The 26,331-nt window shown below is 67.4% G+C and carries 25 protein-coding genes and 2 riboswitches; of the genes, 18 read left to right on the top strand and 7 right to left on the bottom strand.

Annotated features, from left to right (window positions below; translation table 11 throughout):
• Positions 1-118: 118 nt before the first annotated feature.
• The 4 genes from gcvP to G578_RS28665 all read right to left on the bottom strand — a co-directional run bounded on the left by gcvP (position 119) and on the right by G578_RS28665 (position 5,522).
• Complete coding sequence (gene gcvP / locus G578_RS0118945; RefSeq protein WP_038015182.1) at positions 119-3,004, bottom strand: aminomethyl-transferring glycine dehydrogenase; 2,886 nt, start codon at positions 3,002-3,004, stop codon at positions 119-121.
• A gap of 67 nt (positions 3,005-3,071) precedes the next feature.
• Positions 3,072-3,437: a glycine cleavage system protein GcvH gene (gcvH, locus tag G578_RS0118940; protein WP_028795587.1), complete on the bottom strand. Its 366-nt coding sequence runs from the start codon at positions 3,435-3,437 to the stop codon at positions 3,072-3,074.
• A gap of 23 nt (positions 3,438-3,460) precedes the next feature.
• Positions 3,461-4,573 (bottom strand): glycine cleavage system aminomethyltransferase GcvT, encoded by a 1,113-nt coding sequence (gene gcvT, locus G578_RS0118935; protein WP_028795586.1) that lies wholly within the window; start codon positions 4,571-4,573, stop codon positions 3,461-3,463.
• A 53-nt stretch (positions 4,574-4,626) separates the two neighbouring features.
• A riboswitch (glycine riboswitch) is annotated at positions 4,627-4,710 on the bottom strand.
• 3 nt (positions 4,711-4,713) lie between these two features.
• Positions 4,714-4,832, bottom strand: a riboswitch (glycine riboswitch).
• A 171-nt stretch (positions 4,833-5,003) separates the two neighbouring features.
• On the bottom strand, positions 5,004-5,522 hold the full coding sequence (locus tag G578_RS28665) for a hypothetical protein (protein ID WP_051245010.1): 519 nt from the start codon (positions 5,520-5,522) through the stop codon (positions 5,004-5,006).
• 178 nt (positions 5,523-5,700) lie between these two features.
• Here G578_RS28665 and ispH point away from each other — a divergent pair, with 178 nt between their 5' ends.
• Genes ispH through rnhA form a run of 3 tightly spaced genes read left to right on the top strand, consistent with a single transcriptional unit; the run spans position 5,701 to position 8,099 of the window.
• Complete coding sequence (ispH, locus tag G578_RS0118925) at positions 5,701-6,660, top strand: 4-hydroxy-3-methylbut-2-enyl diphosphate reductase (protein ID WP_028795585.1); 960 nt, start codon at positions 5,701-5,703, stop codon at positions 6,658-6,660.
• 18 nt (positions 6,661-6,678) lie between these two features.
• Positions 6,679-7,641 (top strand): homoserine kinase, encoded by a 963-nt coding sequence (locus tag G578_RS0118920; RefSeq protein WP_028795584.1) that lies wholly within the window; start codon positions 6,679-6,681, stop codon positions 7,639-7,641.
• Positions 7,638-8,099 carry a ribonuclease HI gene (gene rnhA / locus G578_RS0118915; RefSeq protein WP_028795583.1) on the top strand — a complete coding sequence of 154 codons (462 nt, stop codon included), beginning with the start codon at positions 7,638-7,640 and terminating at the stop codon, positions 8,097-8,099. Before G578_RS0118920 ends, rnhA begins: the two co-directional genes overlap by 4 nt.
• A 97-nt stretch (positions 8,100-8,196) precedes the next feature.
• On the opposite strand, the gene G578_RS0118910 is transcribed toward rnhA, so the two are convergent.
• A complete protein-coding gene (locus G578_RS0118910) occupies positions 8,197-8,802 on the bottom strand; it encodes a LysE family translocator (RefSeq protein WP_028795582.1) in 606 nt (201 codons plus the stop codon).
• A 103-nt stretch (positions 8,803-8,905) separates the two neighbouring features.
• Here G578_RS0118910 and G578_RS0118905 point away from each other — a divergent pair, with 103 nt between their 5' ends.
• The 3 genes from G578_RS0118905 to G578_RS0118895 are packed head-to-tail and all read left to right on the top strand — an operon-like array spanning position 8,906 to position 11,486.
• The gene (locus tag G578_RS0118905; protein WP_028795581.1) at positions 8,906-9,841 is read left to right on the top strand and encodes an AraC family transcriptional regulator; all 936 of its coding nucleotides are present in this window, start codon (positions 8,906-8,908) and stop codon (positions 9,839-9,841) included.
• A 48-nt stretch (positions 9,842-9,889) separates the two neighbouring features.
• A complete protein-coding gene (dusA, locus tag G578_RS27075) occupies positions 9,890-10,897 on the top strand; it encodes a tRNA dihydrouridine(20/20a) synthase DusA (protein ID WP_038015181.1) in 1,008 nt (335 codons plus the stop codon).
• Between the two features lie 49 nt (positions 10,898-10,946).
• Positions 10,947-11,486, top strand: coding sequence for an inner membrane-spanning protein YciB (locus G578_RS0118895; RefSeq protein ID WP_028795580.1), 540 nt, complete (start codon positions 10,947-10,949; stop codon positions 11,484-11,486).
• Positions 11,487-11,623: 137 nt separating this feature from the next.
• Here G578_RS0118895 and G578_RS0118890 read toward each other — a convergent pair whose 3' ends face one another.
• Together G578_RS0118890 and G578_RS27070 are read right to left on the bottom strand one after the other, a co-directional pair.
• A complete protein-coding gene (locus G578_RS0118890; protein WP_028795579.1) occupies positions 11,624-12,223 on the bottom strand; it encodes a hypothetical protein in 600 nt (199 codons plus the stop codon).
• A gap of 83 nt (positions 12,224-12,306) precedes the next feature.
• A complete protein-coding gene (locus tag G578_RS27070; RefSeq protein ID WP_169400882.1) occupies positions 12,307-13,464 on the bottom strand; it encodes an MFS transporter in 1,158 nt (385 codons plus the stop codon).
• 94 nt (positions 13,465-13,558) lie between these two features.
• Between G578_RS27070 and G578_RS0118880 the strand changes: the two genes are divergently transcribed.
• The 12 genes from G578_RS0118880 (at position 13,559) to G578_RS27060 (ending at position 26,308) form a co-directional block, all read left to right on the top strand.
• Entirely contained in the window at positions 13,559-13,753 is a 195-nt protein-coding gene (locus G578_RS0118880) for a hypothetical protein (protein WP_028795578.1), read from the top strand.
• Positions 13,754-13,947: 194 nt separating this feature from the next.
• The gene (locus tag G578_RS0118875; RefSeq protein ID WP_175474119.1) at positions 13,948-15,021 is read left to right on the top strand and encodes a Fe(3+) ABC transporter substrate-binding protein; all 1,074 of its coding nucleotides are present in this window, start codon (positions 13,948-13,950) and stop codon (positions 15,019-15,021) included.
• Between the two features lie 159 nt (positions 15,022-15,180).
• Positions 15,181-16,062: a TauD/TfdA dioxygenase family protein gene (locus G578_RS0118870; RefSeq protein WP_038015180.1), complete on the top strand. Its 882-nt coding sequence runs from the start codon at positions 15,181-15,183 to the stop codon at positions 16,060-16,062.
• A 30-nt stretch (positions 16,063-16,092) separates the two neighbouring features.
• A complete protein-coding gene (locus tag G578_RS0118865) occupies positions 16,093-16,800 on the top strand; it encodes a dimethylsulfonioproprionate lyase family protein (protein ID WP_028795575.1) in 708 nt (235 codons plus the stop codon).
• 12 nt (positions 16,801-16,812) lie between these two features.
• On the top strand, positions 16,813-17,643 hold the full coding sequence (locus tag G578_RS27065; protein WP_169400881.1) for an urease accessory protein UreD: 831 nt from the start codon (positions 16,813-16,815) through the stop codon (positions 17,641-17,643).
• 84 nt (positions 17,644-17,727) lie between these two features.
• Positions 17,728-18,030, top strand: a complete 303-nt coding sequence (locus tag G578_RS0118855) for an urease subunit gamma (protein WP_028795574.1) — start codon at positions 17,728-17,730, stop codon at positions 18,028-18,030.
• Positions 18,031-18,045: 15 nt separating this feature from the next.
• Positions 18,046-20,091: an urease subunit alpha gene (ureC, locus tag G578_RS0118850; RefSeq protein ID WP_084619018.1), complete on the top strand. Its 2,046-nt coding sequence runs from the start codon at positions 18,046-18,048 to the stop codon at positions 20,089-20,091.
• 324 nt (positions 20,092-20,415) lie between these two features.
• Positions 20,416-20,955, top strand: a complete 540-nt coding sequence (locus G578_RS0118845; RefSeq protein WP_028795572.1) for an urease accessory protein UreE — start codon at positions 20,416-20,418, stop codon at positions 20,953-20,955.
• A complete protein-coding gene (locus G578_RS0118840) occupies positions 20,840-21,655 on the top strand; it encodes an urease accessory protein UreF (RefSeq protein WP_245565647.1) in 816 nt (271 codons plus the stop codon). Before G578_RS0118845 ends, G578_RS0118840 begins: the two co-directional genes overlap by 116 nt.
• A complete protein-coding gene (gene ureG, locus G578_RS0118835; RefSeq protein ID WP_028795570.1) occupies positions 21,652-22,281 on the top strand; it encodes an urease accessory protein UreG in 630 nt (209 codons plus the stop codon). Before G578_RS0118840 ends, ureG begins: the two co-directional genes overlap by 4 nt.
• Before the next feature lie 162 nt (positions 22,282-22,443).
• Positions 22,444-24,144, top strand: a complete 1,701-nt coding sequence (locus G578_RS0118830; RefSeq protein WP_211228961.1) for a methyl-accepting chemotaxis protein — start codon at positions 22,444-22,446, stop codon at positions 24,142-24,144.
• 166 nt (positions 24,145-24,310) lie between these two features.
• Positions 24,311-26,308 (top strand): methyl-accepting chemotaxis protein, encoded by a 1,998-nt coding sequence (locus tag G578_RS27060; RefSeq protein ID WP_038015178.1) that lies wholly within the window; start codon positions 24,311-24,313, stop codon positions 26,306-26,308.
• The last annotated feature ends 23 nt before the right edge of the window (positions 26,309-26,331 follow it).

Here is a 26,331-nt window from a genome sequence, read left to right as displayed (position 1 = left end):
CGTCAAACACGCCGAACTCCTGCCGCAGCCGGCTCCCGGTCGACCGCCGGATCAGGTCCGGAGGCCGCCGGGATGACGGTGTGAGGCGAGGCCGATGGTACCAGGCGGAACCGGCGGATTACTCCGCCGCGTCCTGATAGGCCTCGATCGGCGGGCAGGTGCAGATGACGTGACGGTCGCCGTACACGTTGTCGATGCGAGAGACCGGCGGCCAGTACTTCGACGCCTCCATGCCCTCCAGCGGGAAGGCCGCCTCACGCCGGCTGTAGGGCCGGTCCCAGGCATCCGCCAGCAGGTCGTCGCTGGTATGCGGGGCGTTGCGCAGGGCCGAGGCCTCCACGTCCATCTTGCCGGTCTCCACCGCCCGGATCTCCTCGCGGATGGCGATCATGGCGTCGCAGAACCGGTCGATCTCCGCCTTGCTCTCGCTCTCGGTCGGCTCGATCATCAGGGTGCCGGCCACCGGGAAGCTCATGGTCGGGGCGTGGAAGCCGTAATCCATCAGCCGCTTGGCCACGTCGTCGACGCTGACGCCGCAGGCATCCTTGATCGGCCGCAGGTCGATGATGCACTCATGCGCCACCAGCCCGTCCGGCCCGGCATAGAGCACCGGGTAGTGGTCGGACAGCCGCTTTGCCAGGTAGTTGGCGTTCAGGATCGCCGCCTGGGTCGCCTTCTTCAGACCCTCGGCGCCCATCATGCGGATATAGGCCCAGCTGATCGCCAGGATGCCGGCGCTACCGTAGGGCGCGGCGGAGATGGCGCCGATGGCGGTCTCGCCGCTGTCCAGCTCCTCGTGGCCCGGCAGGAACGGCACCAGATGCTGGGCGACGCCGATCGGGCCCACGCCCGGGCCGCCGCCGCCATGGGGGATGCAGAAGGTCTTGTGCAGGTTCATGTGGCTCACGTCGGAGCCGAACTCGCACGGGCTGCACAACCCGACCAGGGCGTTCAGGTTGGCGCCGTCGGTATACACCTGACCGCCGTTGTCATGGACGATCTGGCAGATCTCGCGGACCTTCACCTCGAACACGCCGTGGGTCGACGGGTAGGTGATCATCAGCGCCGCCAGGTTGTCGGCATGGGCCTCGGCCTTGGCCTTCAGATCGTCGACGTCGACATTGCCTTTGTCGTCGCAGGCGACCACGACCACCTTCATGCCGGCCATCGCGGCGGAGGCCGGGTTGGTGCCGTGGGCGGAGGACGGGATCAGGCAGATGTCGCGATGCGCCTCGCCGCGCGCCCGGTGATAGGCGCGGATGACCAGCAGCCCTGCATACTCGCCCTGGGCGCCGGAATTCGGCTGCACGGACACCGCGGCATAGCCGGTGGCCGAGGCCAGCATCCGCTCCAGCTCGCCGATCAGCCGCAGGTAGCCCTGAGTCTGATCGGACGGGGCGAAGGGATGGATGCTGGCGAATTCCGGCCAGGTGACCGGCACCATCTCGGTGGTGGCGTTCAGCTTCATGGTGCAGGAGCCGAGCGGGATCATCGAACGGTCGAGCGCGATGTCCTTGTCCGACAGGCGGCGCAGGTAGCGCAGCATCTCGGTCTCGGACCGGTTCTCGTGGAACACGGGATGGGTCAGGAAATCCGACGTCCGCCGCTGCTCCTGCGGGATCGGCTCGCCGACCGCCGCCTCGATCTCGTCGAAGGTGAACTCCGCCTTGGAACCCTGCCAGAAGCAGGACCAGATCCGCTCGACCGTCTGCCGGTTGGAGGTCTCGTCCAGGCTGATGCCGAGCGCCCCTTCCAGGAACCGCAGGTTCATTCCCTCGACCCGGGCGGCTTCCCAGACGGTCGCGGCGACGTCCGGCGCCTTGACCGTGACGGTGTCGAAGAAGGCATCGCTGTCCAGCTTGTAGCCGAGCCGGCGCAGGCCCTCGGCCAGGATGGCGGCCAGGCGGTTCACCCGTGTGGCGATCCGGGTCAGCCCGTCGGGCCCGTGATAGACCGCGTACATCGACGCGATGACCGCCAGCAGCACCTGGGCGGTGCAGATGTTGGAGGTCGCCTTCTCGCGGCGGATATGCTGCTCGCGGGTCTGCAGCGCGAGGCGGTAGGCCGGACGGCCGGCGGAGTCGACCGACACGCCGACGATGCGGCCCGGCATATTGCGCTTATGGGTGTCGCGGGTGGCGAAATAGGCGGCATGCGGGCCGCCGAAGCCCATGGGCACCCCGAAACGCTGGGTGGTGCCGACCACGATATCGGCGCCCCACTCGCCCGGCGGGGTCAGCAGGGTCAGCGCCAGCAGGTCGGCGGCGACCACCACGATGGCGCCGTTGCCATGGGCCCGCTCGACGATGTCCTTGTAGTCGTTCACCGACCCGCGGGTCGCCGGATACTGCAGCAGGTAGCCGAAGGCCTCGGCCGGCAGGCCGGCGAACTCGTCGCCCACCTCGATCTCGATGCCGATCGGCTCGGCCCGGGTGCGCAGCACGTCGATGGTCTGCGGATGTACCCGCTGGGAGACGAAGAAGACCGCACCCTTGTTCTTCGCCAGCTTGCGGCCCAGCGCCATGGCCTCCGCCGCCGCCGTGCCCTCGTCCAGAAGCGAGGCGTTGGCGATGTCCATGCCGGTCAGGTCGGCGACCATGGTCTGGAAGTTCAGCAGGGCCTCAAGCCGGCCCTGGCTGATCTCCGCCTGGTACGGCGTGTAGGCGGTGTACCAGGACGGGTTCTCCAGCACGTTGCGTTTGATGACCGCCGGGGTGACCGTGTCGTAGTAGCCCATGCCGATGAGCGAGGTCGCCACCTTGTTCTGGGCGGCCATCTCGGCCAGTTCGGCCAGTGTCTCGGCCTCGCCCTTGGGGGCGTCGAGGGCAAGCGGCTGGTCGAGATGGATCGACCGGGGCAGGGCCGCATCGCTCAGGGCGTCGAGGCTGTCATAGCCGAGCGCGGCCAGCATGGCGGCGCTCTCGTCCGGGCTCGGTCCGATATGCCGGCCGATGAAGGCGGCCTGGTCGTGCAACTGCTCGACGGTCATACGGGTCTCGGTCATAGGTCTCTCCACGCGGGGGCGCGCTCAGGGGGCACAGCTCGGGGGGCTGAGCTCAGGGGGGCTCGGTTCAGCCGATCAGGTCGTTGTAGGCGGCTTCGTCCATCAGGCCGTCCAGCTCCGACGGATCGCTGAGCTTCACCTTGAAGAACCAGCCGGCCCCGGTCGGGTCGGAATTGGCGGTGCCCGGCGCGTCGGCCAGGGCCTCGTTGACCTCGACGATCTCGCCGGCCACCGGGGCGTAGATCTCGCTCGCCGCCTTCACGGATTCGACCACGCCGGCCTCGTCGCCCTTGGCGACGGTCTTGCCCACATCGGGCAGTTCGACGAACACGATGTCGCCGAGCTGCTCCTGGGCGTGGGCGGTGATGCCGACGGTGCCGACATCGCCGTCGACGGAGACCCACTCGTGATCTTCGGTGTACTTTACAACCATAGTCCCGCTCCTAAGCGATTGTTTTAGCGTTTATATCCAGGAGTAACGAAAGGCAGTTTGACGATCGTCGCCGGCAGCGGCTTGCCACGCACCATCAGGGAGACGGCGGTGCCGACGGCGGCGTGGGCGCTGGCCACGTAGCCCATCGCGACCGGGCCTTCCACGCTGGGGCCGAAGCCGCCGCTGGTGACTTTGCCGATGGGGGCGCCGTCCGCGTCGACGATCTCGGTGCCTTCGCGCGCCGGGGCGCGGCCCTCCGGCTTCAGGCCGACCCGCTTGCGCGTGGTGCCCTCGGCGATTTCCTTTTGGATGCGCGCGGCCCCCGGGAAGCCGCCTTCCTCGCGCCGGCGCTTGCCGATCGACCAGAGCAGGGCAGCCTCCACCGGCGAAGTGGTGGTGTCGATGTCGTGGCCGTAGAGGCACAGACCGGCCTCCAGGCGCAGGGAATCGCGGGCGCCGAGGCCGATGGGCTCCACATCGGCATGGTCCAGCAGTTTGCGGGCCAGGGCCTCGGCCCCGTCGGCCGGCACCGAGATCTCGTAGCCGTCCTCGCCGGTATAGCCCGACCGGGTGACGAAACAGGGCAGGCCGGCCACATCCATCGCCGCCCCGGTCATGAAGGTCAGCTCCGCCGCCTCCGGCGCCAGTTCCGCCAGCACTCCGGCCGCCGCCGGTCCCTGCAGCGCCAGCAGGGCCCGATCCTCGAGGACAGTCAGCTTGTCGCCGATCGCGGCCTTCATCAGCGCGATGTCCTGCTCCTTGCAGGCGGCGTTTACGACGACGAACAGGTGGTCGCCGGCATGGGTGACCATCAGATCGTCGAGAATCCCGCCCTCGGCGTTGGTGAACTGGGTATAGCGCATGCGCCCGGGGGTCAGCCCGGCGATGTCGCCCGGCACCAGGGTCTCCATGATCTGGGCGGCGCCCGTTACATCGGAACCGGCCCCGTCGATCCGCACCTGGCCCATATGGGAGACGTCGAACAGTCCCGCCTTGATCCGCGTGTGCCTGTGCTCGCCCAGGACGCCCAGGGGAAACTGCACCGGCATGTCGTAGCCGGCGAAGGGCACCATCTTGGCGCCGAGCTCGCGGTGGAGCGCATTGAGCGGGGTGGTCTGAAGCGTGGCGTCGGTCATCGAGACTCCGTGACAAAGGGTGCATGCGACCGGGATTCCGGTGCACACCCCCTCTCTGTCCCGAGACCTGAAAGATTGACCGCGATGGCCTGCGGCTTTCCTCGTCGGTGGGGCGATCGCTCGCCCGCTCTCCAGAGTCACCTCACCTCGGGGTACGGGCGCCTGAGAGTTTCCGGGGGCGGTTGCTCCTTCGGCGGCGCCGCGATCCGGGGAAGTTCAGGAAACGGCCGGATCCGCCGCTCTCTCCCCCGAGGGTCGTGGGTTATGACGGCGCAGAGAGTAGCCGAAGAAACGGAATCTGCAACCGCTTCTTGGCACGCCGGGCGCGGCCGGCCGGTCGGCGGCTCCGCAGGGACACCGCCACCCCGCGGGCGGGTCCACACCAAGTTCTTCGCGTTATTTCAAGGCGATGACCGCGAAATGGAGCGGCTCAGCGGGCCTTGTTGCGCTGGTTGTACTGCACCTGTTCGGGGGTGATCTGCAGGCCGATCAGGATCCGGATCTGCGAGAAATCGCTGTCGGCCGGCGTGGGAATCATGATGTCGATCTCCTCCACGATGCCGACCCGCCGACGGTTGCCCTCGAACGGCAGGGAGACGTCGTAGATCTCCTTGGCCGTGAAGTTGCCGGGCCCGTTCTCGATCGCCACGAAATACTTCAGGTCGGCTTCCCGGGTCGTGTCGGCCGGGCCGCGCTCGGCGCTCAGCAGCACGTTCATCGCCACCTCGACCCCGTCTTCGCCGTATTGGCAGACCGAGTCGACGGAATCGACCTGCGCGGTGAAGGCCACGTCGGTGAGGTCCTGGCCGCCGCCGGGGCGGAAGCTGGTCATCCGCTCGACGCCGGCCACGGCGGCCGCGGGCGGGCAGAGCCGCTCCACCGGCTTGTCGCTGGCGCAGGCGGAGAGGGCGAGCGCGGCGGTCGCCGCCAGAAGAATGTTTGAACGCATCAGGGTCCGTTATGGGTTCCGTCGCAAAAGGGTCGGTCGCCGGCCCGCTTGCGGCCGGGAAAACGCCGGCGCCGACGATAGCCCGCCCCCAGGCCGCACGCAATTGAACCGGGCATATTGAGGGGCGTATGCGGCGACGATTGACGGCACCCCCGCATTCGTCGGAAAACGGGGCGTGATGACAGCGCAACAGAAACAGCCCCTGACCATCGTGCTCGCGGCCCCGCGCGGGTTCTGCGCCGGCGTGGACCGGGCGATCCAGATCGTCGAGCAGGCGCTGCACAAATGGGGCGCGCCGGTCTATGTGCGCCACGAGATCGTGCACAACCGCCATGTGGTGGAGAGCCTGGAGGCCCAGGGCGCGGTCTTCGTCGAGGAACTGGACGAGTGTCCGCTCGACCGGCCGGTGGTGTTCAGCGCCCATGGCGTGCCGAAATCGGTACCGGCCGAGGCGGCACGGCGCGAGATGGTCTATGTCGACGCCACCTGCCCGCTGGTCAGCAAAGTGCATCTGGAGGCCGAGCGTCACCACCGCATGGGCAGCCACATCATCCTGATCGGCCATGCCGGCCATCCGGAGGTCGTCGGCACCATGGGCCAGCTTCCCGACGGGGCGATCAGCCTGGTCGAGGACGAGGCCCAGGCCGAGAGCTTCACCCCGCCCGACGGCGCCGGCGGTCTCGCCTTCGTCACCCAGACGACCCTGTCGGTCGACGACACCGCGCGGATCGTCGAGGTGCTGCGCCGGCGGTTCCCGGACCTGGCCGCGCCGAAGAAGGAAGACATCTGCTACGCCACCACCAACCGCCAGGAGGCGGTGAAGGCGATCGCGCCCAAGGTCGACGCCCTGGTGGTGATCGGCGCCCCCAACTCCTCCAACTCCAAACGGCTGGTCGAGGTCGGCAAGGTCGCCGGCTGCGGCGAGTCCCGTCTGATCCAGAAGGCCGCGGATCTCGACATGGCCTGGCTGGCCGGTGTGCGCCGGCTCGGCATCACCGCCGGCGCCTCCGCGCCGGAGCTGCTGGTCGAGCAGGTGATCGAGGTCTGCCGCGCGCATTTCACCGTGAGCGTGGAGGAAGTGGAGGTCGCCCGCGAGGACATCCGCTTCAAGCTGCCCCGCGCCGTCGCGCCTGCCTGACGGAAGGGCCTGAAGCACATGGCGGTGTATACGCAGATCTCCGACGGGGAGTTGGAAGCCTTCCTGGGCGAATACGATCTGGGTGAGCTGGTCTCCTTCTCCGGTATCGCCGAGGGGGTCGAGAACTCCAACTTCCTGGTCCGCACCACCGCCGACACCTTCATCCTCACCCTCTACGAGAAGCGGGTGAACCGGGACGACCTGCCGTTCTTCATCGAGCTGATGCGCCATCTGGCGAAGAAGGGGCTGAACGTGCCCAGCCCGGTGCCGGGCCGCGACGGCGCCACCCTGCGCGAGCTGAACGGCCGGCCGGCGGCCATCGTCACCTTCGTCGATGGTGTATGGCGGCGGCGGATCAGGCCGTCCTGCTGCCGCGAACTGGGCGCCGGCATGGCGGAGATGCACGTCGCCGGGCTCGATTACGATCGGGTGCGCGAGAACAACCTGTCGGTCGCCGGCTGGCGGCCGCTGTTCGACAGCTGCGATCTGCCGAAACGCGAGATCTACCACGCGATGCATAACCAGCTGAACATGGAGCTGCATCATCTGGAGGCGCACTGGCCCAGGGACCTGCCGGTGGGCACGATCCATGCGGACCTGTTCCCCGACAACGTGTTCTTCCTCGGCGACACGCTGTCCGGCTTCATCGACTTCTATTTCGCCTGCACCGACATTCTGGCTTACGACCTGGCGATCTGCCTGAACGCCTGGTGTTTCGAGACCGACGGCAGTTTCAACGTGACCAAGGCGCGCAATCTGGTCATGGGCTACGAGAGCGTGCGGCCGCTGAGCGCCGCCGAGCGCGCGGCCCTGCCGATCCTGGCCCGCGGGTCGGCGATCCGCTTCCTGCTGACCCGCCTGTACGACTGGCTCAACCATCCCGAAGGGGCGCTGGTGAAACCGAAGGATCCGATGGAGTACCACCAGAAACTGCGCTTCCATCAGGGCGTGTCCGGTCCCGCCGCCTATGGCCTGACATGAGCGGCGAGGAGGGGGCGGGCGAGAAAGTCGAGGTCTTCACCGACGGCGCCTGCAGCGGCAATCCCGGCCCCGGCGGCTGGGGCGCCATCCTGCGCTGGCGCGGCAACGTGAAAGAGCTTTCCGGCGGCGAGGCGGAGACCACCAACAACCGTATGGAGCTGATGGCGGCGATCTCCGCCCTGGAGGCGCTGACCCGGCGGATGCAGGTGGACCTGACCACCGACAGCACCTATGTGCGCGACGGCATCACCAAGTGGATGAAGTCCTGGAAGGCGCGGGGCTGGAAGACGGCCGACAAGAAGCCGGTGAAGAACCGCGACCTGTGGGAACGTCTGGACGCGGCGACCCAGCGCCACGACGTGGACTGGCACTGGGTGAAGGGCCATGCCGGCCACCCGGAGAACGAACGCTGCGACGAACTGGCCCGCGAGGCGATCAAGGCGATCCGGGAAGGGTGAACGCGCTGCGCTGTCCCCATTCGCGCGCTCCCCGGGCTCTTCTCCCACTCCCCGGAATAAATTCGGGCAGTGGGAGAAGCGGGAAGAGAGAAACCCCTCACCCCCGCAGCAGCACCGGCAGCATCGAGCCCACCAGCAGCACCGCCATGGCCACGTTGAACGCCGCGATGCGGTTGCCTTTGGCGAGCACGCCGCGCAGGGCGGTGCCGGAGATCGCCCAGACGCTGATGGAAGGGATGTTCACCACCGCGAAGACCGCGATCATCGCCACCAGGCTGGCGAGATAGTCCGCCTCGGACGTGTAGGACACGGTCAGGATCAGCGCCACCGCCCAGGCCTTGGGGTTCACCAGCTGGAACAGGGCGGCCTGGACGAAGGTGACCGGCTTCTCGATGCGGTCCGGCGCCGACGGGCCCAGTGCCCGGCTGCGGCCGATCTTCAGGGCGAGCCACAGCACATAGGCGCCGCAGGCGATTTTGAGCGCGAGGGTCACGGCGGGAAACCGGTCGAGCACTTCGCCCAGCCCGATGCCGACCAGGAATACCATCGACAGGAAGCCCAGGCTGATGCCGAGCACGGTGGGAAAGGTGCGCCGGAAGCCGAAATTGGCGCCGGAGGCCAGCAGCAGGAAATTGCCCGGACCGGGCGATATCGACATGACGAAGGCGAAGCCGATCAGGGCGAGGGCGGTATCTGGCGTCATCGGGTTCCTCCAAGGGTGACGCCGCGAGCCTAGCCATACCGTTGTCGGAAAGAATGCCAGACAGTCGATTGTTCTTATCCAATCGTCCAAATAGACTGCCTCTATGGATCAGTATGATGTGCTTTCCGATGTCTTCTCGACCCTGCGGCTGACGAGCGCGTTGTATTTCCGCGCCGAGCTCTCCGGTCGGTTCGCGGTCGAGGTGCCGGCGGAGGCCCGGCGGATCCGCTTCCATCTTGTACGTCATGGCACCTGCCGGGTGTCCATGTCGGGGCAGGAGCCGGTGACGCTCGCGCCCGGCGATGTGGCGCTGATCCCCGACGGCGCCCGGCAGATCCTTTCGTCGGACCCAAGCCCGACGCCGGTTTCGCTGGCGGAGCTGATGGCGCAGGGGGCGGTATCCGACGGCGTGCTGCGCACTGGCGACGGTGCGGCGTCCGCCGGCCTGCTCTGCGGCTTCTGCGCCTTCGACGAGAGCCTGGACCATCCGGTTCTGCGCGACCTGCCGCCGCTGATCGTGCTGCGGCCCGGTGACCTGGGGGCGGAGCCTTGGGCCGCGGCCGGGCTGCGGCTGCTGCACCTGGAGGCGGATTTCGCCGGACCGGGCGGCACCGCGATCCTGTCGCGGCTGATCGAGATCGTGGTGATCCAGGCGGCCCGGCGCTCCGTCCGTGTGCCGGGCGGGCGGCCTGCCGGATTCCTCGCCGCGCTCACCGACCCGGCGCTGTCCCGGGCGCTGGCGGCGATCCACGGAGCGCCGGAGCGCGACTGGCGGGTGGTGGATCTCGCCCGGCTCGCCGCTCTGTCGCGGGCCGGTTTCGCCCGGCGTTTCGCCGAGACGGTGGGTGCCACGCCCATCGACTACCTGACCGACTGGCGCCTGGCCAAGGCCCGCGCCCTGCTGTCCGACACGGCCCTGTCGATGGACGATATCGCCGAACGCTGCGGCTATCGCTCGGTGCCGTCCTTTACAAGGCGGTTCAAGGCGCGGTTCGGCAAGGGGCCAGGAGCGTTCCGCCGCTCCCGACCTGGCGCCTGACCGGCTGGGGCTGACGCCGACACTCGATTTCGTGTAAAACCCCGCGCCATGACGCACACGACCGCTTCCCTGGACCGCCGCTTTACCGTGGCGCCGATGATGGACTGGACCGACCGGCACTGCCGCGTGTTCCACCGTCTGCTGACGCGCCGTGCGGTGCTCTATACCGAGATGGTGACCGCCGACGCGGTGCGCCTGGGCGACCGGCGGCGGCTGATCGGCTATTCGGCGCAGGAACATCCGCTCGCCCTGCAACTCGGCGGATCGGAGCCCGGGGCCATGGCCGAGGCGGCGCGGATCGCCGAGGACTGGGGCTATGCCGAGGTGAACGTCAATGTCGGCTGTCCGTCCGACCGGGTGCAGTCCGGCCGGTTCGGCGCCTGCCTGATGCGCGAGCCGGAGACAGTGGCTCAGGTGGTGGAGGCCATGCGCGCGGCGGTCTCGATCCCGGTCACCGTCAAATGCCGCATCGGCGTCGACGACCAGGATCCGGAGACGGCGCTGGACGCGCTGGTCGACCGGGTGGTCGACGCCGGCTGCGCCACAATCATCGTCCATGCCCGCAAGGCCTGGCTCCGGGGCCTGTCGCCGAAGGAGAACCGGGACGTGCCGCCGCTCGACTACGACCGGGTCCGGCGGCTGAAGGCGGCCCGGCCGGAGCTGGAGATTCTGCTGAACGGCGGGCTCGGCGACCTGGACGCCGCCATTGCCGAGGGTGCCGGGCTCGACGGGGTGATGGTCGGCCGGGCCGCCTATCAGACCCCGTGGATGCTGGCCGGGGTCGATGCCCGGGTCTATGGCGCGGCGCCGACCGATCTGGACCGTCACGCCGTGGTCGACGCCATGGCCGAGTATGCCGACCGGATGCGGGTCGAGGCGGGGACGCCGGTGAAATCCATCGGCCGGCACATGCTCGGCCTTTTCCAGGGGCTTCCGGGTGCCCGGGGGTGGCGCCGCCGGCTGTCCGAGACCATGTATGGCGACGATGCCACCGGGGCGGTGTTGCGGGAGGCCGCCGGGCTGGTGCCGGCGGAGTCCACGCGCCGCGCCGCCTGATCCGATCCGTTTGACCCGACGAGCCTGACCTGACCAGAAGGAGACCGCGATGACCCGGACCCGGGCCCTGACCGAGTACGGCCCCCTCATCCTGTTCTTCGTCTGCAATTACGTGTGGGGGATCATGCCGGCCACGGCGGTGCTGGTTGCCACCACCGTCATTGCTACCGCCTACACGGTCTATACCGAGCGACGCATCCCGTGGATGCCGGTGATCGGCGCGGTACTGGTGTCGGTCTTCGGCGGCCTGGCGCTGGTGTTCGACGACGCGTTCTTCCTGAAGATCAAGCCGACGGTGGCGACCCTGCTGATCGCCGCCGGTCTCGCCTTCGGCCTGCTGATCCGCAAGTACTTCCTGCGCACGATCCTGAACGGGGTGCTGGAGCTGGACGACACCGGCTGGCGCAACCTGACGATCTACTGGATCTGTGCCTTCTGCATCATGGCCGCCGCCAACGAGGTGGCCTGGCGCACGCTGTCCACCGATGGCTGGGTGACCTTCAAGGCCTTCGGCCTGACGGGTCTGTCGGTGGTGGCCGCGATCGGGGCGGCGCCTCTCATGAAGGCGGTGCGCGGTGGGGAGTCCTGACCCGCCGCGCATCCGGCCCAAGAGCAAATCACGATCAGATCGAGACATCTGCTCGTCTGAATATGCTCTATCTTTAATGAGTTAGAGGGCGATTCGCGGTTCAGATCGTTTCGATCCGAACCGATCGCGCTCTAGGCTCAGCTGTCGACCTTGGCCGTCGCCCACTGACTCTTGAGCTGACTGACCTCCGAGGCGCCCGAGGTCTCGACCAGCGTCACCTCGCGCTTGCAGCCGTCGTCGTCGACGCATTTCGACCGGATCTCGGCCACGGCCGCCTCGGTGCGGGCCTCGGCGCGGTCGATGGCGCTTTGGAAGAACGTGTCCCGCTTCTCGTCGTTCGGGAAGGAGTCGGGCACCAGCAGCAGGGTGATCTGCGAAGGATACTCGTTCATCGCCCCGGACCCGGCGTCGATCGCCACGCCGATGATGCCGCCGAACAGCACGTTACCGACGGTCATGCCCTGGAACTCGGACGACAGGGTCGCGAACGTGTCCTGGAAGCCGTCCGCCGCACATTTGACCACGATGGAGTTCTTGGACTTGTCGACCTGTACCGTGCCCGGTGTCGGGTTGACGATCGCGACGGTCATGCCCTCACGCTCCATCCGGCATTCGGCGCCGGCCGGATCGGTGAGGACGGTGACCGACTGGTCGGAACCCGTGGTGAGCGTGGCGCAGCCGGACAGCGCGACGGTCGCCAGCGCAAGGCCGGCAAGCCGCGAATACGAAAAAGGCATCAGATTGTATCCCCCTAGCATGATGCGAGTCGTAATGCGGTTGCGACTAGCATGGATGACGCCGGATGGGATTCGATAATTCTCTACATTTGGTGTGGTTTTCTCATCATACCCCCCAGGAGCAGAGACAGGCCCGCGCCGAGCAGTCCCAGCACCCCCATCGTCAGATAGGCGGCCTGGCCGTAGGCGTCGTAGAAGAAGCCGGCCACCGGCATGGCCAGTCCCATCACCACGCCGGAGACCAGGGCGTAGTAGAAGGCCTGGGCCGTGGCCTCCAGCCCCTCCGGCGCGTTGTCCTGCAGGTAGCGCATGGCGCCCAGATGGGCGGCGCCGAAGGTCAGGCCGTGCAGGAGCTGCAGGGCGCCGACCGCGATCAGGTCATCGGTGACCGCGGTCAGCGGCCAGCGGATCATCGCGCCGATGCCGGCGGCCGCCAGCAGGACCGGGGCCGAGGCGAAGCGTCCGAGCCGGGCGGCCAGGGCGAAGACGACGATCTCGGCCACCACGCCGAGCGACCAGAGCATGCCGATGGCGCTTTCGCCGAATCCGACCGTCCGCCAGGAGATCGTCCCGAAGCCGTAGAACACCGCGTGGCTCGCCTGGGCGCAGCCGGCGGCCGCGATGAAGACCAGATAGCGGCGGTTCGCGACCAGCCGGGCCGCCGCGGCCCAGGACCAGGGTTTGCGCGCCTCGCCGCCACGCCCCGGGAGCCACACGCAGCTCGCGATCAGCACGACCATGGTGCCCAGGATCAGCGGCAGGATCACCGGGTCGCCGAACCGCTCGGTCGCGGCCCCCACGGCGAAGGCGGCGACGATGAAGGCGACCGAGCCCCAGATCCGGATCGGACCGTAGTCGAGGCCGCGCAGCTTGATGGCGCTCAGGGCCAGCGCCTCGCCCAGGGGCATGATGCTCTGGACGGTGAAGCCGAGCAGGAAGGCGAGGACCAGATAGCTCCAGAACGGCCCGGCGAACCAGAACGCGCCGTAGACCGTGAGGCCGCCGAGGGCGAGCAGGACGGTGGTCCGCTTCAGGGTGCCCGTTGCGTCGGCCACGGTCGCCAGCACCGGATGGGCCACCAGCTTCACCCAGAACCCGACCGAGAGCACCGCACCGATCGCCACCGGCGACAGGCCCCGGCTCTCCAGCCAGGCCGGCCAGTACGGCAGCATGATTCCGACCACCGCGAAATAGGCGGCATAGAACAGCGACAGGCGGACCGAGATCGGGTTGATTGTCATGGCGCGGCTTTCGGTCGGCGGCATCACCTTCGGCGGTACCGCACAGTGGCGAAGCCCGTCGACGACGCCATATAGTGTCGCCAGGAGGTCGGCAATGTCGGAACGACGCGACGCTGAAATCGATGACGGCCCTGAAACCGATGAGGGCGGCCGCCGGCTGACCACGGTGTTCTATCTCGCCTTCGCCGTGATGCTGGCCGCTGCTCTGGCGGTTCTGCCCCTGGTTGCGGACACCTACCGGCTGTCGGGGCTCTGGATCACCTTCTGCGCCGCCATCGGCCTCGACTGATCGGCGCCGCATATAACCCTTAAAAATTCATGGAATTCTCACGGTTCCGTGAGGTTGTCTGCTGCGTTTCGTCGCTCTTGTTGACAGTGCAATTCATTCTCATTAGTGCTCCTGAAGGTGCCGGGTTCGGTACTGCAACCGGCTCAACGCGACGCTGCCCGGCGACGGGCGCGATGACTTCAGGGAGAGCGAGAATGACGAAACTGGGAGGAAGCCGGCGGTTCGGCGTGTCGGGACTGTTGGCGCGGATCGCGATGACCGCGGCGGTGGTGTCGGTCATGGGCGGGATCGCCGTCAAGGACGCGGCGGCGTCGGGCGAGCTCAATCTCTATTCCTCGCGGCACTACGACACCGACGAGCGGCTCTATTCGGATTTCGAGGAGAAGACCGGCATCACCCTGAACCGGATCGAGGGCGACGCCGACGAGCTGATTCAGCGCATCAAGAGCGAGGGCCGCAACAGCCCCGCCGACGTGCTGCTGACCGTCGATGCCGGCCGCATCTGGCGGGCCGAGCAGATGGGCATCTTCCAGCCGGTCAGCACCGAGTTCCTGGAGGCGCGCATCCCGTCCTACCTGCGCCATCCCGACGGCCTGTGGTACGGCTTCTCCCAGCGTGCGCGGATCATCTTCTACGACAAGGCGCGGGTCTCGCCGACGCAGATTCAGACCTATGACGACCTCGCCGATCCGGCGCTGAAGGGCATGGTCTGCACCCGGTCCAGCTCGAACATCTACATGCTGTCGCTGATGGCGGCGCAGATCGAGCACAAGGGCGAGCAGGCGGCCAAGGACTGGGCCGCCGGCGTCTACGAGAACCGCGCCCGTGACCCCCAGGGCGGCGACACCGACCAGCTTCGCGGCATCGCCTCGGGCGAGTGCGGCGTGGCCGTGGCCAACACCTATTACTTCGCTCGTGCGATGCGTAAAGAGGTCAAGGGGCTGGACGAAAACGAGGTCGCCAAGATCGGCTGGGTGTTCCCGAACCAGAGCACCACCGGCGCCCATGTGAACATCTCCGGTGCCGGCGTCGTCGCCACCGCGCCGAACAAGGAGAACGCCATCAAGTTCCTGGAGTACCTGGCATCCGACAATGCGCAGGCCTACTTCTCGGCCGGCAACGACGAGTACCCGGCGGTCCCCGGCGTGGAACTCAGCTCCTCCGTCGCGCGTCTCGGCCTGTTCCGTCAGGACACCATGAACCTTGCCAAGCTCGGCGAGAACCAGCCGCTGGCCCAGCGTCTCTATGACGAGGTCGGCTACAAGTAACCGTCCCTGCCTTCACGCGGTATCAGGCGCCGTCCCGGTTTCCGGGGCGGCGCTTTTCGTTTCGGCACCGCCGGTCGGAAAACAGCGGGCCTTGACCGTTCCTCGGTGCCGGGTGGACCATTCCAGCGCTTACAAAGAAGGCCGTCAAAGGAGGCTCCCATGGCTTTGTCGATCACTCCGCTGACGCCGGTCCTCGGCGCTGAGGTTACCGGCATCGACATCGGGACCCTGAGCGAGGCCGAATTCGCGGCCATCGAGACCGCCTTCGAGGACAATTCGGTCCTGGTGATCCGCGGCCAGCACGGCATCGACGACGCCAAGCAGGCCGCCTTCTCGCGCCGCTTCGGCGATCTGGAGGCGACGATCTCCTCCAATCCCGGCGGCGAGGGGACGGCAATCGCCATCTTCTCCAACCTGGATGCCGATGGAAACCTGATCCCGCCGAAGGACAAGCGGATGATCTTCAACTCCGGCAACCAGATGTGGCACACGGACAGCTCCTACAAGCCGGTGCCGGCCAAGGCCTCCATGCTGTCCGGCCGGGTGGTGCCGCCGGAAGGCGGGGAGACCGAGTTCGCCTCGGGCCGGGCGGCCTGGGACGCGCTGACCGCGGCCGAGCAGAACGAATACGAGCCGCTGATCGCCGTGCACGACTTCCTCTACAGCCGCGGCCTGATCGACAAGTCGCTGCTGACCGACAAGGACCGCAAGGAACTGCCGGCGGTGCGCCAGAAGCTGGTGCGCACCAACCCCGTGAACGGCCGCAAGGCGGTCTATGCCGGCGCCCATGCGAGCCACATCGAGGGCTGGCCGGAGGACAAGGGCCGCGCCCTGCTGCGCCGCCTGACCGAGATCGTGACCCGGCCGGAGCACTGCTATACCCACCGGTGGCAGGATGGCGATCTGGTCATGTGGGACAACCGGGCGGTGCTGCACCGCGGTCGGCCCTGGGACGAGAGCAAGTATCCCCGCGTTATGCACCGCACCACCGTCGCCGGCCTCGGACCGAGCGTCGAGGACGGCAAGCCGCTGGCGGCCTAGCGGGCGCGGCGGCCGGACCGGGCGCGGACCATGAGCCTCCCCGACGACCAAGGGGCGCAGTGGACGGAGGAGCGGCACAGCCCGCTCTCCAGCCTGCACGACTGGGTGTATCTCGCCCGCGAGTTCGACTATGCCTACCGCCGAGGCTCGGCCGGCGGCAGCGGCAAGGTCCGCTCCCACATGAAGCAGGTGCGCGACCGGCTGGCCAAGATCCTGGCCGGTAAGACCTCGGTGCGCTTCCCCGAGCCGGCGGCCAAGCCGGTAACGGCCCATCTGGGGCGGGCGCTGGACAACGGGCTGGACGGCTCCATGCGCTCCATGGTGCGGGCGATCGGCAATGTGCAGTCCCAACTCGCCTGGGAATACGGCTACGAGCGGATGCCGCGCTACCTGATGGAGCGCTACGCCTATGCCGACATCATGGGGCCGAAGGGGCCGATCATCTCGCCGACCCTGACCCTCGGCCTGGTTCTCTTCGCGCCGCGCACGACCTATCCTGCCCACAGCCATCACGGCATCACGGAGAGCTACCTGTCGCTCTCGGGTCACTGGAGCGAGAATGACAACGGCGTCTATGCCCCGGGCTCGATCGTCCTCAACCTGCCCCAGCACATGCACGCGATCACCACGGCGGACCGCGAGCCGGTGCTGCTGGCCTATGCCTGGTGCGGCGATGCCGACACCCTGGCCGCCCCCGGCATGCGCTTCAGCCGCAAGCCCAAGACGCCCCAAGCCTGACCGGCGATGCCCGTGACCGCCCGCGAGCAGGCGCTGCAGCGCTATGCCGGCGCGCTGGAGCTGGCGGTCGGGTCGGGCAGGCTCCTGCGCAGCCACTACACTCCGCCGATGCGCCTGTTCCGTCCCTATGTCGAGGGCGGCGAGCCGCGCACGGTCGTCGTCGCCAACGTGGCCGGCGGCGTCGTCGGGGGCGACCGGCTGAGCGTGTCCCTCGATGTCGGCGCCGACGAGGCGCTGCTGGCGACCACCCAGGCCGCCGAGAAGGTGTACCGCAGCGACGGCGCCGAGGCGGTGCTGTCCAACGCCTACCGGGTCGGTGCCGGTGCCGTGCTGGAGATGCTGTCCTCCGGCACCATCCTGTTCGACGGCTCGCGGCTGCTGCGCACCACCGAGATCGACGTCGCCGCCGGCGGCCGCTTCGCCTATGCCGAGACCGTGGTGCTCGGCCGCATCGCCCGGGGTGAGGTCTTCTCAAACGGGAGCCTGCGCGACCGCATCCGCCTGCGCCGCGACGGAAGGCTGGTCTGGGCCGACGATTTCGCCCTCGACGGGGATATCGCCGGGTCGATGGCGGCGGCCGCCGGGCTCGACGGGGCCAAGGCGCTGGCCATGCTGCTGCTGGTCGGCGATGGGGCCGGACAGGCGGTGGACATCGCCCGGGCACAGCCCCCGATCGACGGCCTGCGGATCGGCGCCACCGCGCTCGCCGGCGATTGCGTCGTGGTGCGGGTGCTGGCACAGGAACCGGCGGCCGCCCGTGCCGCGCTCGCCGCGATCTGGAGTGCCAGCCGGGCGGTCTGGCTCGGCCGCCCGGCGCGCATGCCGGTGATCTGGTCGGTCTAGCGGCGTTTTCGCAGGTGCGAAAAAGGATCGACGCCGGGCTTAACCGGCGGCAACCTATACGGTGCAGAGGAGCGGGAGGGTCTTATGCAACTCAGTCCACGCGAGAAGGACAAGCTGCTGATCGCCATGGCGGCAATGGTCGCGCGCCGGCGTCTGGAGCGCGGGGTGAAGCTCAACTATCCCGAGGCGATCGCCCTGATCACCGATTTCGTCGTTGAAGGCGCGCGCGACGGCCGCTCGGTCGCCGATCTGATGGCGGCGGGGGCCGAGGTGGTCTCCAAGGACCAGGTGATGGACGGTATCGCCGACATGCTGCACGAGGTGCAGGTGGAGGCGACCTTCCCCGACGGCACCAAGCTCGTCACCGTCCACGATCCCATCCGCTGAGCGAGGAGAGAGGCCATGATCCCGGGTGAACTCATCCCCGCCGAGGGCGAGATCGAACTCAATGCCGGCGCCGACCGGCTGACGGTCACCGTCGCCAATACCGGCGACCGTCCGGTCCAGGTCGGCTCCCACTACCATTTCGCAGAGACCAATCCGGGCCTGGACTTCGACCGTAAGGCGGCCCTGGGCCGGCGGCTCGACATTCCCGCCGGCACGGCCGTGCGCTTCGAGCCGGGCCAGACCCGCGAGGTCACCCTGGTGCCGTTCGGCGGTGCGCGCAGCGTGTTCGGCTTCAACGGCCAGGTCATGGGCGCGCTACCCGACACCGTGAAGGGCCAGGGCAACGTGCCGCCGCGCATGATGCCGCGCGCCGCCTATGCCGGCATGTTCGGCCCGACCAAGGGGGACAGGGTCCGCCTCGCCGATACCGACATCGTCATCGAGGTGGAGAAGGACTTCACCACCTATGGCGACGAGGTGAAGTTCGGCGGCGGCAAGGTGATCCGTGACGGCATGGGCCAGTCCCAGGCGACCCGGGCCGAAGGGGCGGTCGATCTGGTCATCACCAACGCCACGGTGCTGGACGTCACCGGGGTCTTCAAGGCGGATATCGGCGTGCGCGACGGCCGCATCGTCGCCATCGGCAAGGCGGGGAACCCGGACGTGCAGAGCGGCGTCGACATCGTCATCGGCCCCGGCACCGAGGCCATCGCCGGCGAGGGCAAGATCCTCACCGCCGGCGGGCTCGACGTGCATATCCACTTCATCTGCCCGCAGCAGGTGGACGAGGCGCTCTCGTCGGGCGTGACCACCATGATGGGCGGCGGCACCGGCCCCGCCACCGGCACCAACGCCACGACCTGCACGCCCGGCCCGTGGAACATCATGCGGATGATGCAGGCGGCCGACGCGCTGCCGATCAATCTCGGCTTCTTCGGCAAGGGCAACGCGGCCCTGCCTCAGGCGCTGGAGGAGCAGATCCGCGCCGGCGCCTGCGGTCTGAAACTGCACGAGGACTGGGGCACGACACCCGCGGCGATCGACTGCTGCCTGTCGGTGGCCGACGCCATGGACATCCAGGTGATGATCCATACCGACACCCTGAACGAGTCCGGGTTCGTCGAGCATTCGGTGGCCGCGTTCAAGGGTCGCACCATCCACGCCTTCCACACCGAGGGTGCGGGCGGCGGCCATGCGCCGGACATCATCAAGGTCTGCGGCGAGGCCAATGTGCTGCCGTCCTCGACCAACCCGACCCGGCCGTTCACGGTGAACACGGTGGACGAGCATCTCGACATGCTGATGGTGTGCCACCATCTCGACCCGCGCATTCCCGAGGACGTGGCCTTCGCCGAAAGCCGCATCCGCAAGGAGACCATCGCGGCCGAGGACATCCTGCACGATCTCGGCGCCTTCTCGATCATGGCGTCGGACAGCCAAGCCATGGGCCGGGTCGGCGAGGTGGTGATCCGCACCTGGCAGACCGCCGACAAGATGAAGAAGCAGTTCGGCCGGCTCGACGGCGAGACCGGCGACAACGACAACCTGCGCGCCCGACGCTATGTCGCCAAGTACACGATCAACCCGGCGATCGCCCAGGGCGTGGCCCATGAGGTCGGCTCCATCGAGGTCGGCAAGCGGGCGGATCTGGTGCTGTGGAGCCCGGCCTTCTTCGGGGTGAAGCCGGACATGGTGCTGGTCGGCGGCCTGATCGCCAGCGCCCAGATGGGCGATCCGAACGCCTCCATCCCGACACCGCAGCCGGTGCATGCCCGGCCGATGTTCGGCGCGTTGGGCGGGGCGCGTACGGCCGGCTCGGTCACCTTCATCAGCCAGGCCGGGCTGGAGCGCGACATCCGCCACCAGTACGGCCTCGCCAAGCAGACGGTGGCGGTGGCCAACACCCGCGGCGGGATCTCCAAGCAGTCGATGCGGATGAACGACTACCTGCCGAAGATCACGGTGGATCCGGAGACCTACGAAGTCACCGCCGACGGCCGCCTGCTCACCTGCGAACCGGCCCAGGTGGTGTCGATGGCGCAGCGGTATTTCCTGTTCTGAGGGGGGAGGACCCATCGATTTATCCACGCTCGTCATCCCGGACGACCCCGGATCCAATCCGGGGGTGGGCCGGGACCGTGATGCGGACGGATGCACTGGGTCCCGGCCGACCTCCGGGTCAGGCCCGGTGGTCGCCGGGATGACGATGAGATGAGAGAAGTGAAGCGGTGTTGCGTCACCACTCCCCGGATTTATTCCGGGGCCCACGCTGGGTTCAGCATGGGCGTCGGACACACGAGCCCGAACGATCGGGCACGCCGACGGGTAGGCCCCGGCACAAGGCCGGGGAGTGGGAACAGAGTTTGAGGGAAGGAACTGCAACACATGACCCGCGCCGTTGAGCATGCCCGGGCCGGGCACTGGCCGGAGGGGGAGGCGAAGGCCGCCGTCACCCTGGATTTCGATGCCCGGTTCCGGCGCCGGATGATGCTGACCACCGATGGCGGCGAGGAGATCCTGCTCGACCTCGCCAAGCCGGTGGCCATGGCCGGCGGAGACGGACTGAGGCTCGACGACGGCGGCTGGCTCAAGGTGGAAGCCGCCCCGGAGGAGCTCATCGAAGTGCGCGCAAGCTCTTCCCACGCCCTGCTGCGCCTGGCCTGGCACCTGGGCAACCGCCATCTGCCGGCCGAGATCCGCGCCGACGCCATCCTCATCCGTCCGGACCATGTGATCGAGGACATGCTGCAGGGCCTCGGCGCCGATATCGCCCGTGTCACTCAGCCGTTCCAGCCGGAAGGCGGCGCCTATGGCGATCCGGCCAGCCCCGGCGGTCACCACCATCACCACGATCACGATCATGATCACGGCCACGACCACGGGCACGATCACGGGCACGGCCATCACCACCACCATGGACACTGACCGGCCTCAGGCGGAGCGGGCGGCCGATGGGCTGCTGAAGCTCGCGGCCTGGACCTCGCCGTCCTTCCCGGTCGGCGCCTTCGCCTATAGCCACGGGCTGGAATGGGCGGTGGAGGCGGGGCTGGTGCGCGATGCCGAGAGCCTGCGGGCCTGGGCCGCCCACCTGCTGGCCCAGGGCGCGCCGCGACAGGACGCGGTGCTGCTCGCCCGCGCCTATCGCCAACTCGACGAGGCGGCGGGACTGCTGGAAACGGCGGAACTGGCGGCGGCCCTCAAGGGCACGGCGGAACTGGCGCAGGAGACCGTGGTCCAGGGCGGCGCCTTCCTGCGCACGGTGCGCGCCGCCTGGCCCCAGCCGGCGTTGGACGCGCTGGCCACAAGGTTCGCGCGCGACAAGCTCGAGCTCGCCCTGCCGGTGGCCGTTGGCCTCTGCGCCGCGACCCACGGCATCGACCTGTCGGCCACCCTGCGGTTCTTCCTGCACGGCGCGGCGGCCAACACGGTGTCCGCCGCGATCCGCCTGTCGATGATCGGCCAGACCGACGGTCAGCGGGTCACGGCGGCGCTGGAACCGGTTATTCTCTCCGTCGCGTCGCAGGCGCTCGCCGCCGATCCCGACGCGCTCTGGTCGGCCGTCCCGATGGTCGACTGGTGTTCCATGCGACACGAAACCCAGCACACGAGGTTGTTCCGGTCATGAGCACGGCGTTTGATGTCTCCCCCCACGGTCCCTTCCGCGTCGGCATCGGCGGGCCGGTCGGCTCCGGCAAGACCGCGCTCGTGGAGGTCCTGTGCAAGGCGATGCGCGACGCGAACGACCTGGTCGTCGTCACCAACGACATCTACACCGACGAGGACCGCCGCATCCTGGTCCGCGCCGAGGCGCTGGAGGAGGAGCGGATCATGGGGGTGGAGACGGGCGGCTGCCCGCACACCGCCATCCGCGAGGATGCCTCCATCAACCTCGCCGCCGTCGAGCGCATGGCCGGCCTGTTCCCGTCGGCCCAGATCTGCTTCATCGAGAGCGGCGGCGACAACCTGGCCGCCACCTTCAGCCCGGAGCTGGCCGACATCACCATCTACGTGATCGACGTGGCCGCCGGCGAGAAGATCCCGCGCAAGGGCGGTCCCGGCATCACCCGCTCCGACCTGCTGATCATCAACAAGATCGACCTGGCCCCGCTGGTCGGCGCCGACCTGTCGGTGATGGAGGCGGACAGCAAGAGGATGCGCGGCGACCGGCCGTTCCTGTTCACCAACCTGAAGGACGGCACCGGCGTACCGGAGATCGTCTCCTTCATCCGCCGCCACGGCGGGCTGATGTAACGCGGCGGTTCACGGAGCCAGAGACTCTGTTTGCGCGTGGTTAAACGAACGTTAATAACCAACAGAACAGATTGGTTCGAAATTTAATTATTTTTTACAGACAGTCGTGTAGATACCCGCGTCCACAGTGCATTCACTAGGGACTGCTCCGTAGTCACTATTATGCACGTTCATGAGGGTATCATGTTTCTATTCACTCGGCGCGCAGACAACGAGAACAAGCCGGAGATCGCGGAAGCGCTTAACCGTTCGCAGGCACTCATCGAGTTCGGTCTCGACGGCACGGTCAAGACCGCCAACGAAAATTTCTTGAAGCTCATGGGCTTCAGTCTCGATCAGGTCGTCGGTAAGAACCACAGCACCTTCGTGCCCAAACATGAAGGCGATTCTGCGGAGTATCGGGCGTTCTGGCAGGCGTTGCGCGGCGGTGAGACTCAGACCGGGGTGTTTCGTCGGGTGAAGCGCGATGGGTCGGACATCTGGCTGCAGGCAAGCTATATCCCCACCACGAACCGTGCCGGCGCCCTGACCGGAGTGATCAAGCTCGCGACCGATGTGACCGAACGGGTGCTGCGGGATGTCTTCTCCTCCGGCCAGACTGACGCCATCGGTAAATCGATGGCCGTGATCGAGTTCGAGCTCGACGGCACCATCGTCCGGGCGAACCAGAACTTCCTCGACACCTTGGGCTATTCGCTGTCGGAGATTCAGGGCAAGCACCACAGCATGTTCATCGATCCCGCGCAGGTGAAAGGCGAGGAGTACAAGCAGTTCTGGCCGTCACTCGCCGCCGGCAATTTCAAGCAGGGCGAGTTCAAGCGGATCGGCAAGGGCGGGCGCGAGGTCTGGATCCAGGCGACCTACAACCCCATCCGCGACCTCGACGGCAATCCGTTCAGGGTCGTCAAGTTTGCCACCGACGTGACCAAGCAGAAGCTCAAGGCCGCCGATGCCCAGGGCCAGATCGATGCGATCGGGGCGTCACAGGCGGTCATCGAGTTCGATCTCGACGGGATCATCCAGTCGGCGAACGCGCATTTCCTCGGTGCGATAGGCTACACGATCGACGAGATCCGGGGAAAGCATCACCGGATGTTCGTCGACAAGGGTTACCAGTCGAGCCCGGAATATGCGGAGTTCTGGGATGCGCTGCGCCGCGGCCAGTACCGCTCGGGTGAGTTCCGGCGCATCGGCAAGGGCGGACGCGAGGTCTGGATCCAGGCGTCCTACAACCCGATCTGCGACCTCAACGGCAAGCCGTTCAAGGTGGTTAAGTACGCTTCGGACGTGACCGATCAGGTGCTCGCCCGCAAGCGGGCCGAGCACGTCCAGCAGCTCATGGAAACGGTCGCCGCGGGTGCCGAGGAGTTGAATGCGTCGGTCAAGGAGATTGCGACCAGCATGGTCAAGTCGAAGGACACGACGGCTGGCGCCTTCGATCTGGTCGTCGCCGCCGACGGCTTCACGGTGGAACTGGAAGGGGCCACCAAGGCCATGGGCGGCATCGTCGAGGCGATCAACGACATCACCGGCCAGATCAGCCTTCTCGCGCTGAACGCGACGATCGAGTCGGCTCGGGCCGGCGAGGCGGGCAAGGGCTTCGCGGTGGTCGCCAACGAGGTCAAGAACCTGGCGAACCAGGCGAAGAACGCCACCGATCAGATTGGCGAGAATATCAGCCGCATGCAGCATGTTTCCAGCGAGGTGGTGAACTCTCTGGCCTCGATCCGCTCGGCGATGGATGAGGTCCAGGAATACGTGGCCTCCACGGCGGCCGCGGTCGAGGAGCAGAGCACCGTGGCCAATGACATGTCGGCAAACATGCAGCGCGCTTCACAAGAGGCGAGTGCCATGGGGCGCTGAGAACGACTGCTGAGGACCGGCCCGGTGTCGAGGTGGGCCGGTCCTCACTGGAAACGGTACCGATTAGTATCTGCTTTTCTTTAAAAAATTTCGTGGGGTTCAAGATTTATTAACAGCATCTCCCCGATAGACCACGTCTGATCTCTTCTAGCTCGGGGATGCTGACGTGAAGCACCTTTCAAACCTGAAAATCAGTGCCCGCCTGTTCGGCGGGTTCGGCATTGTCCTGGGGCTGATGGTGCTGCTCGCCGCCACAGTCAGCGTGAACCTGCTCGGCACCAGCCAGGACGTGGTCGACTATCGACGCACCGCGGTGAACACCAACCAGATCGGCCGCATCCAGGCCAACCTCCTCGCGACCCGTCTGGCCGTGAAGGACTTCGTGAAGACGGGGTCCGACAGCGCCATCGCCGCGGTGAGGGAGCGTCACGCCGCTTCTATGGCTCTGTTCACAGAAGCCGAGCAGTCAATCAAGAACTCTCAGCGCAAGGCGGCGCTGGCCGGTATGCACGCCCAGATGGAGCAGTACGGCCAGACCTTCGAGGAGGTCACCGCCCTGCAGGTGAAGCGCAACGAACTTGTCGCCATCCTGAATACCATCGGTCCGTCGGCCACAGCCTCGCTGGAGGCGACGGTCGACATCGTTTCCGGCAATGGCAAACCCGTGCAGATCGCCGCGTTGGTTATCGCCATGGAGGATCTGCTGGCGATGCGGCTCGAGGCCAACAAGTTCCTGCTTGATAACCGGCACCAGGATCTGGAGTCGGCGATCGCATTTAAGTTGGCCGGCAAGAAGAATGCCGAGATGCTCCGGGGCGTGGTGGACGATGCGGTCGTCGATACGCTGGTTCGCCAACTCACCGCGTATGAAAATACCTTGCGGAGCGTGGGAGAGGTCATCGAGCAGCGCAACACCCTGATCACCGGCACCCTGGATCGCATCGGCCCGCAGGTCGCCGAGGAGATCGAAACCATGAAGCTCGACTACAAGTCCGTGCAGGACACTTTGGGCCCGCAGATGCAGTCGGACACCGAGAATTCGGTGGTCGTGTCGATTGCTGTTGCGACGGTTGCGGTGATCGTCGGCGTGCTCGCCGCCCTGCTGATCACCCGGAGCATTGCCGGGCCGGTGGGAGGTCTCACAAGCGCCATGGGTCGCCTTTCCGATGGCGACGTGGCCACACAGATCCCGTCGACCGAACAGAAGGACGAAATCGGCCTGATGGCTCGGGCGGTGCAGGTCTTCAAGGACAACATGATCCGGGCGCGGGAACTCGAGGAGCAGGAGAAGATCCAGCAGGCCGAGAGAAACCGGCGGACCGAAGCCGTGGAGATGGCCGTCAACGACTTCCAGTCGCAGATCACCGAGCGCCTCGAGGCCCTGCGGGGCGTTTCCGACGAACTGGGCCGGTCGGCCGACACGCTGACCGGCGTGGCGAGCGAGACCAAGGAGCAGAGCACCGGTGCGGCAGCCGCTTCCGATCAGACCGCGGCGAACGTTCAGAGCGTGTCCGCGGCGGCGGAGGAGATGGACTCGTCCTTCGGTGAGATCGTCTCCCAGGTCAGCCGGGCCAGCACGTCGGTGGAGAACACCTCTGGCCGTGCCCGCCAGACCCTGACCTCGATCGAGGATCTGCAGGAGCAGTCCGAGGGCATCGCCCAGGTGATCGAGCTGATCACGGGGATCGCCGAGCAGACCAACCTGCTGGCCCTCAACGCCACGATCGAGGCGGCGCGGGCGGGCGATGCCGGCAAGGGCTTCGCCGTCGTGGCCTCGGAGGTCAAGTCGCTCGCGACTCAGACCGGCAAGGCGACGGAGGAGATCTCCGACAAGATTCGCCGGGTTCAGGAAGCCTGCGGAACCTCGGTCGGGGCGGTCCGCGCGATCGTGACCAGCATCGAGGAGGTCAACGAAATCTCCGCGGCCATCTCCGCCGCGGTCGAGCAGCAGAAGGCGGCGACCTCGGAGATCACCCGCAACATGCAGGAAGCGGCCAAGGGAACCGAGCAGCTTTCCTCGAACATCGCACGGGTGAACGAGGCCTCCGACCGGACGTCGTCGACCGTCGGCGGTGTGACCACTGCGGCCCGGCGGACCGAGGCCGAGGCGGTCGCCATGAAGGACGCGATCGACGGGTTCATCCAGCGGGTCAAGGCAGCCTGAGGACACGCCCCGGCGCCTCATCC

It is taken from the genome of Thalassobaculum salexigens DSM 19539 (assembly GCF_000423805.1).
GTDB classification, from domain to species: Bacteria; Pseudomonadota; Alphaproteobacteria; order Thalassobaculales; family Thalassobaculaceae; genus Thalassobaculum; species Thalassobaculum litoreum.
This window is presented reverse-complemented; position numbering and strand designations above follow the sequence as displayed.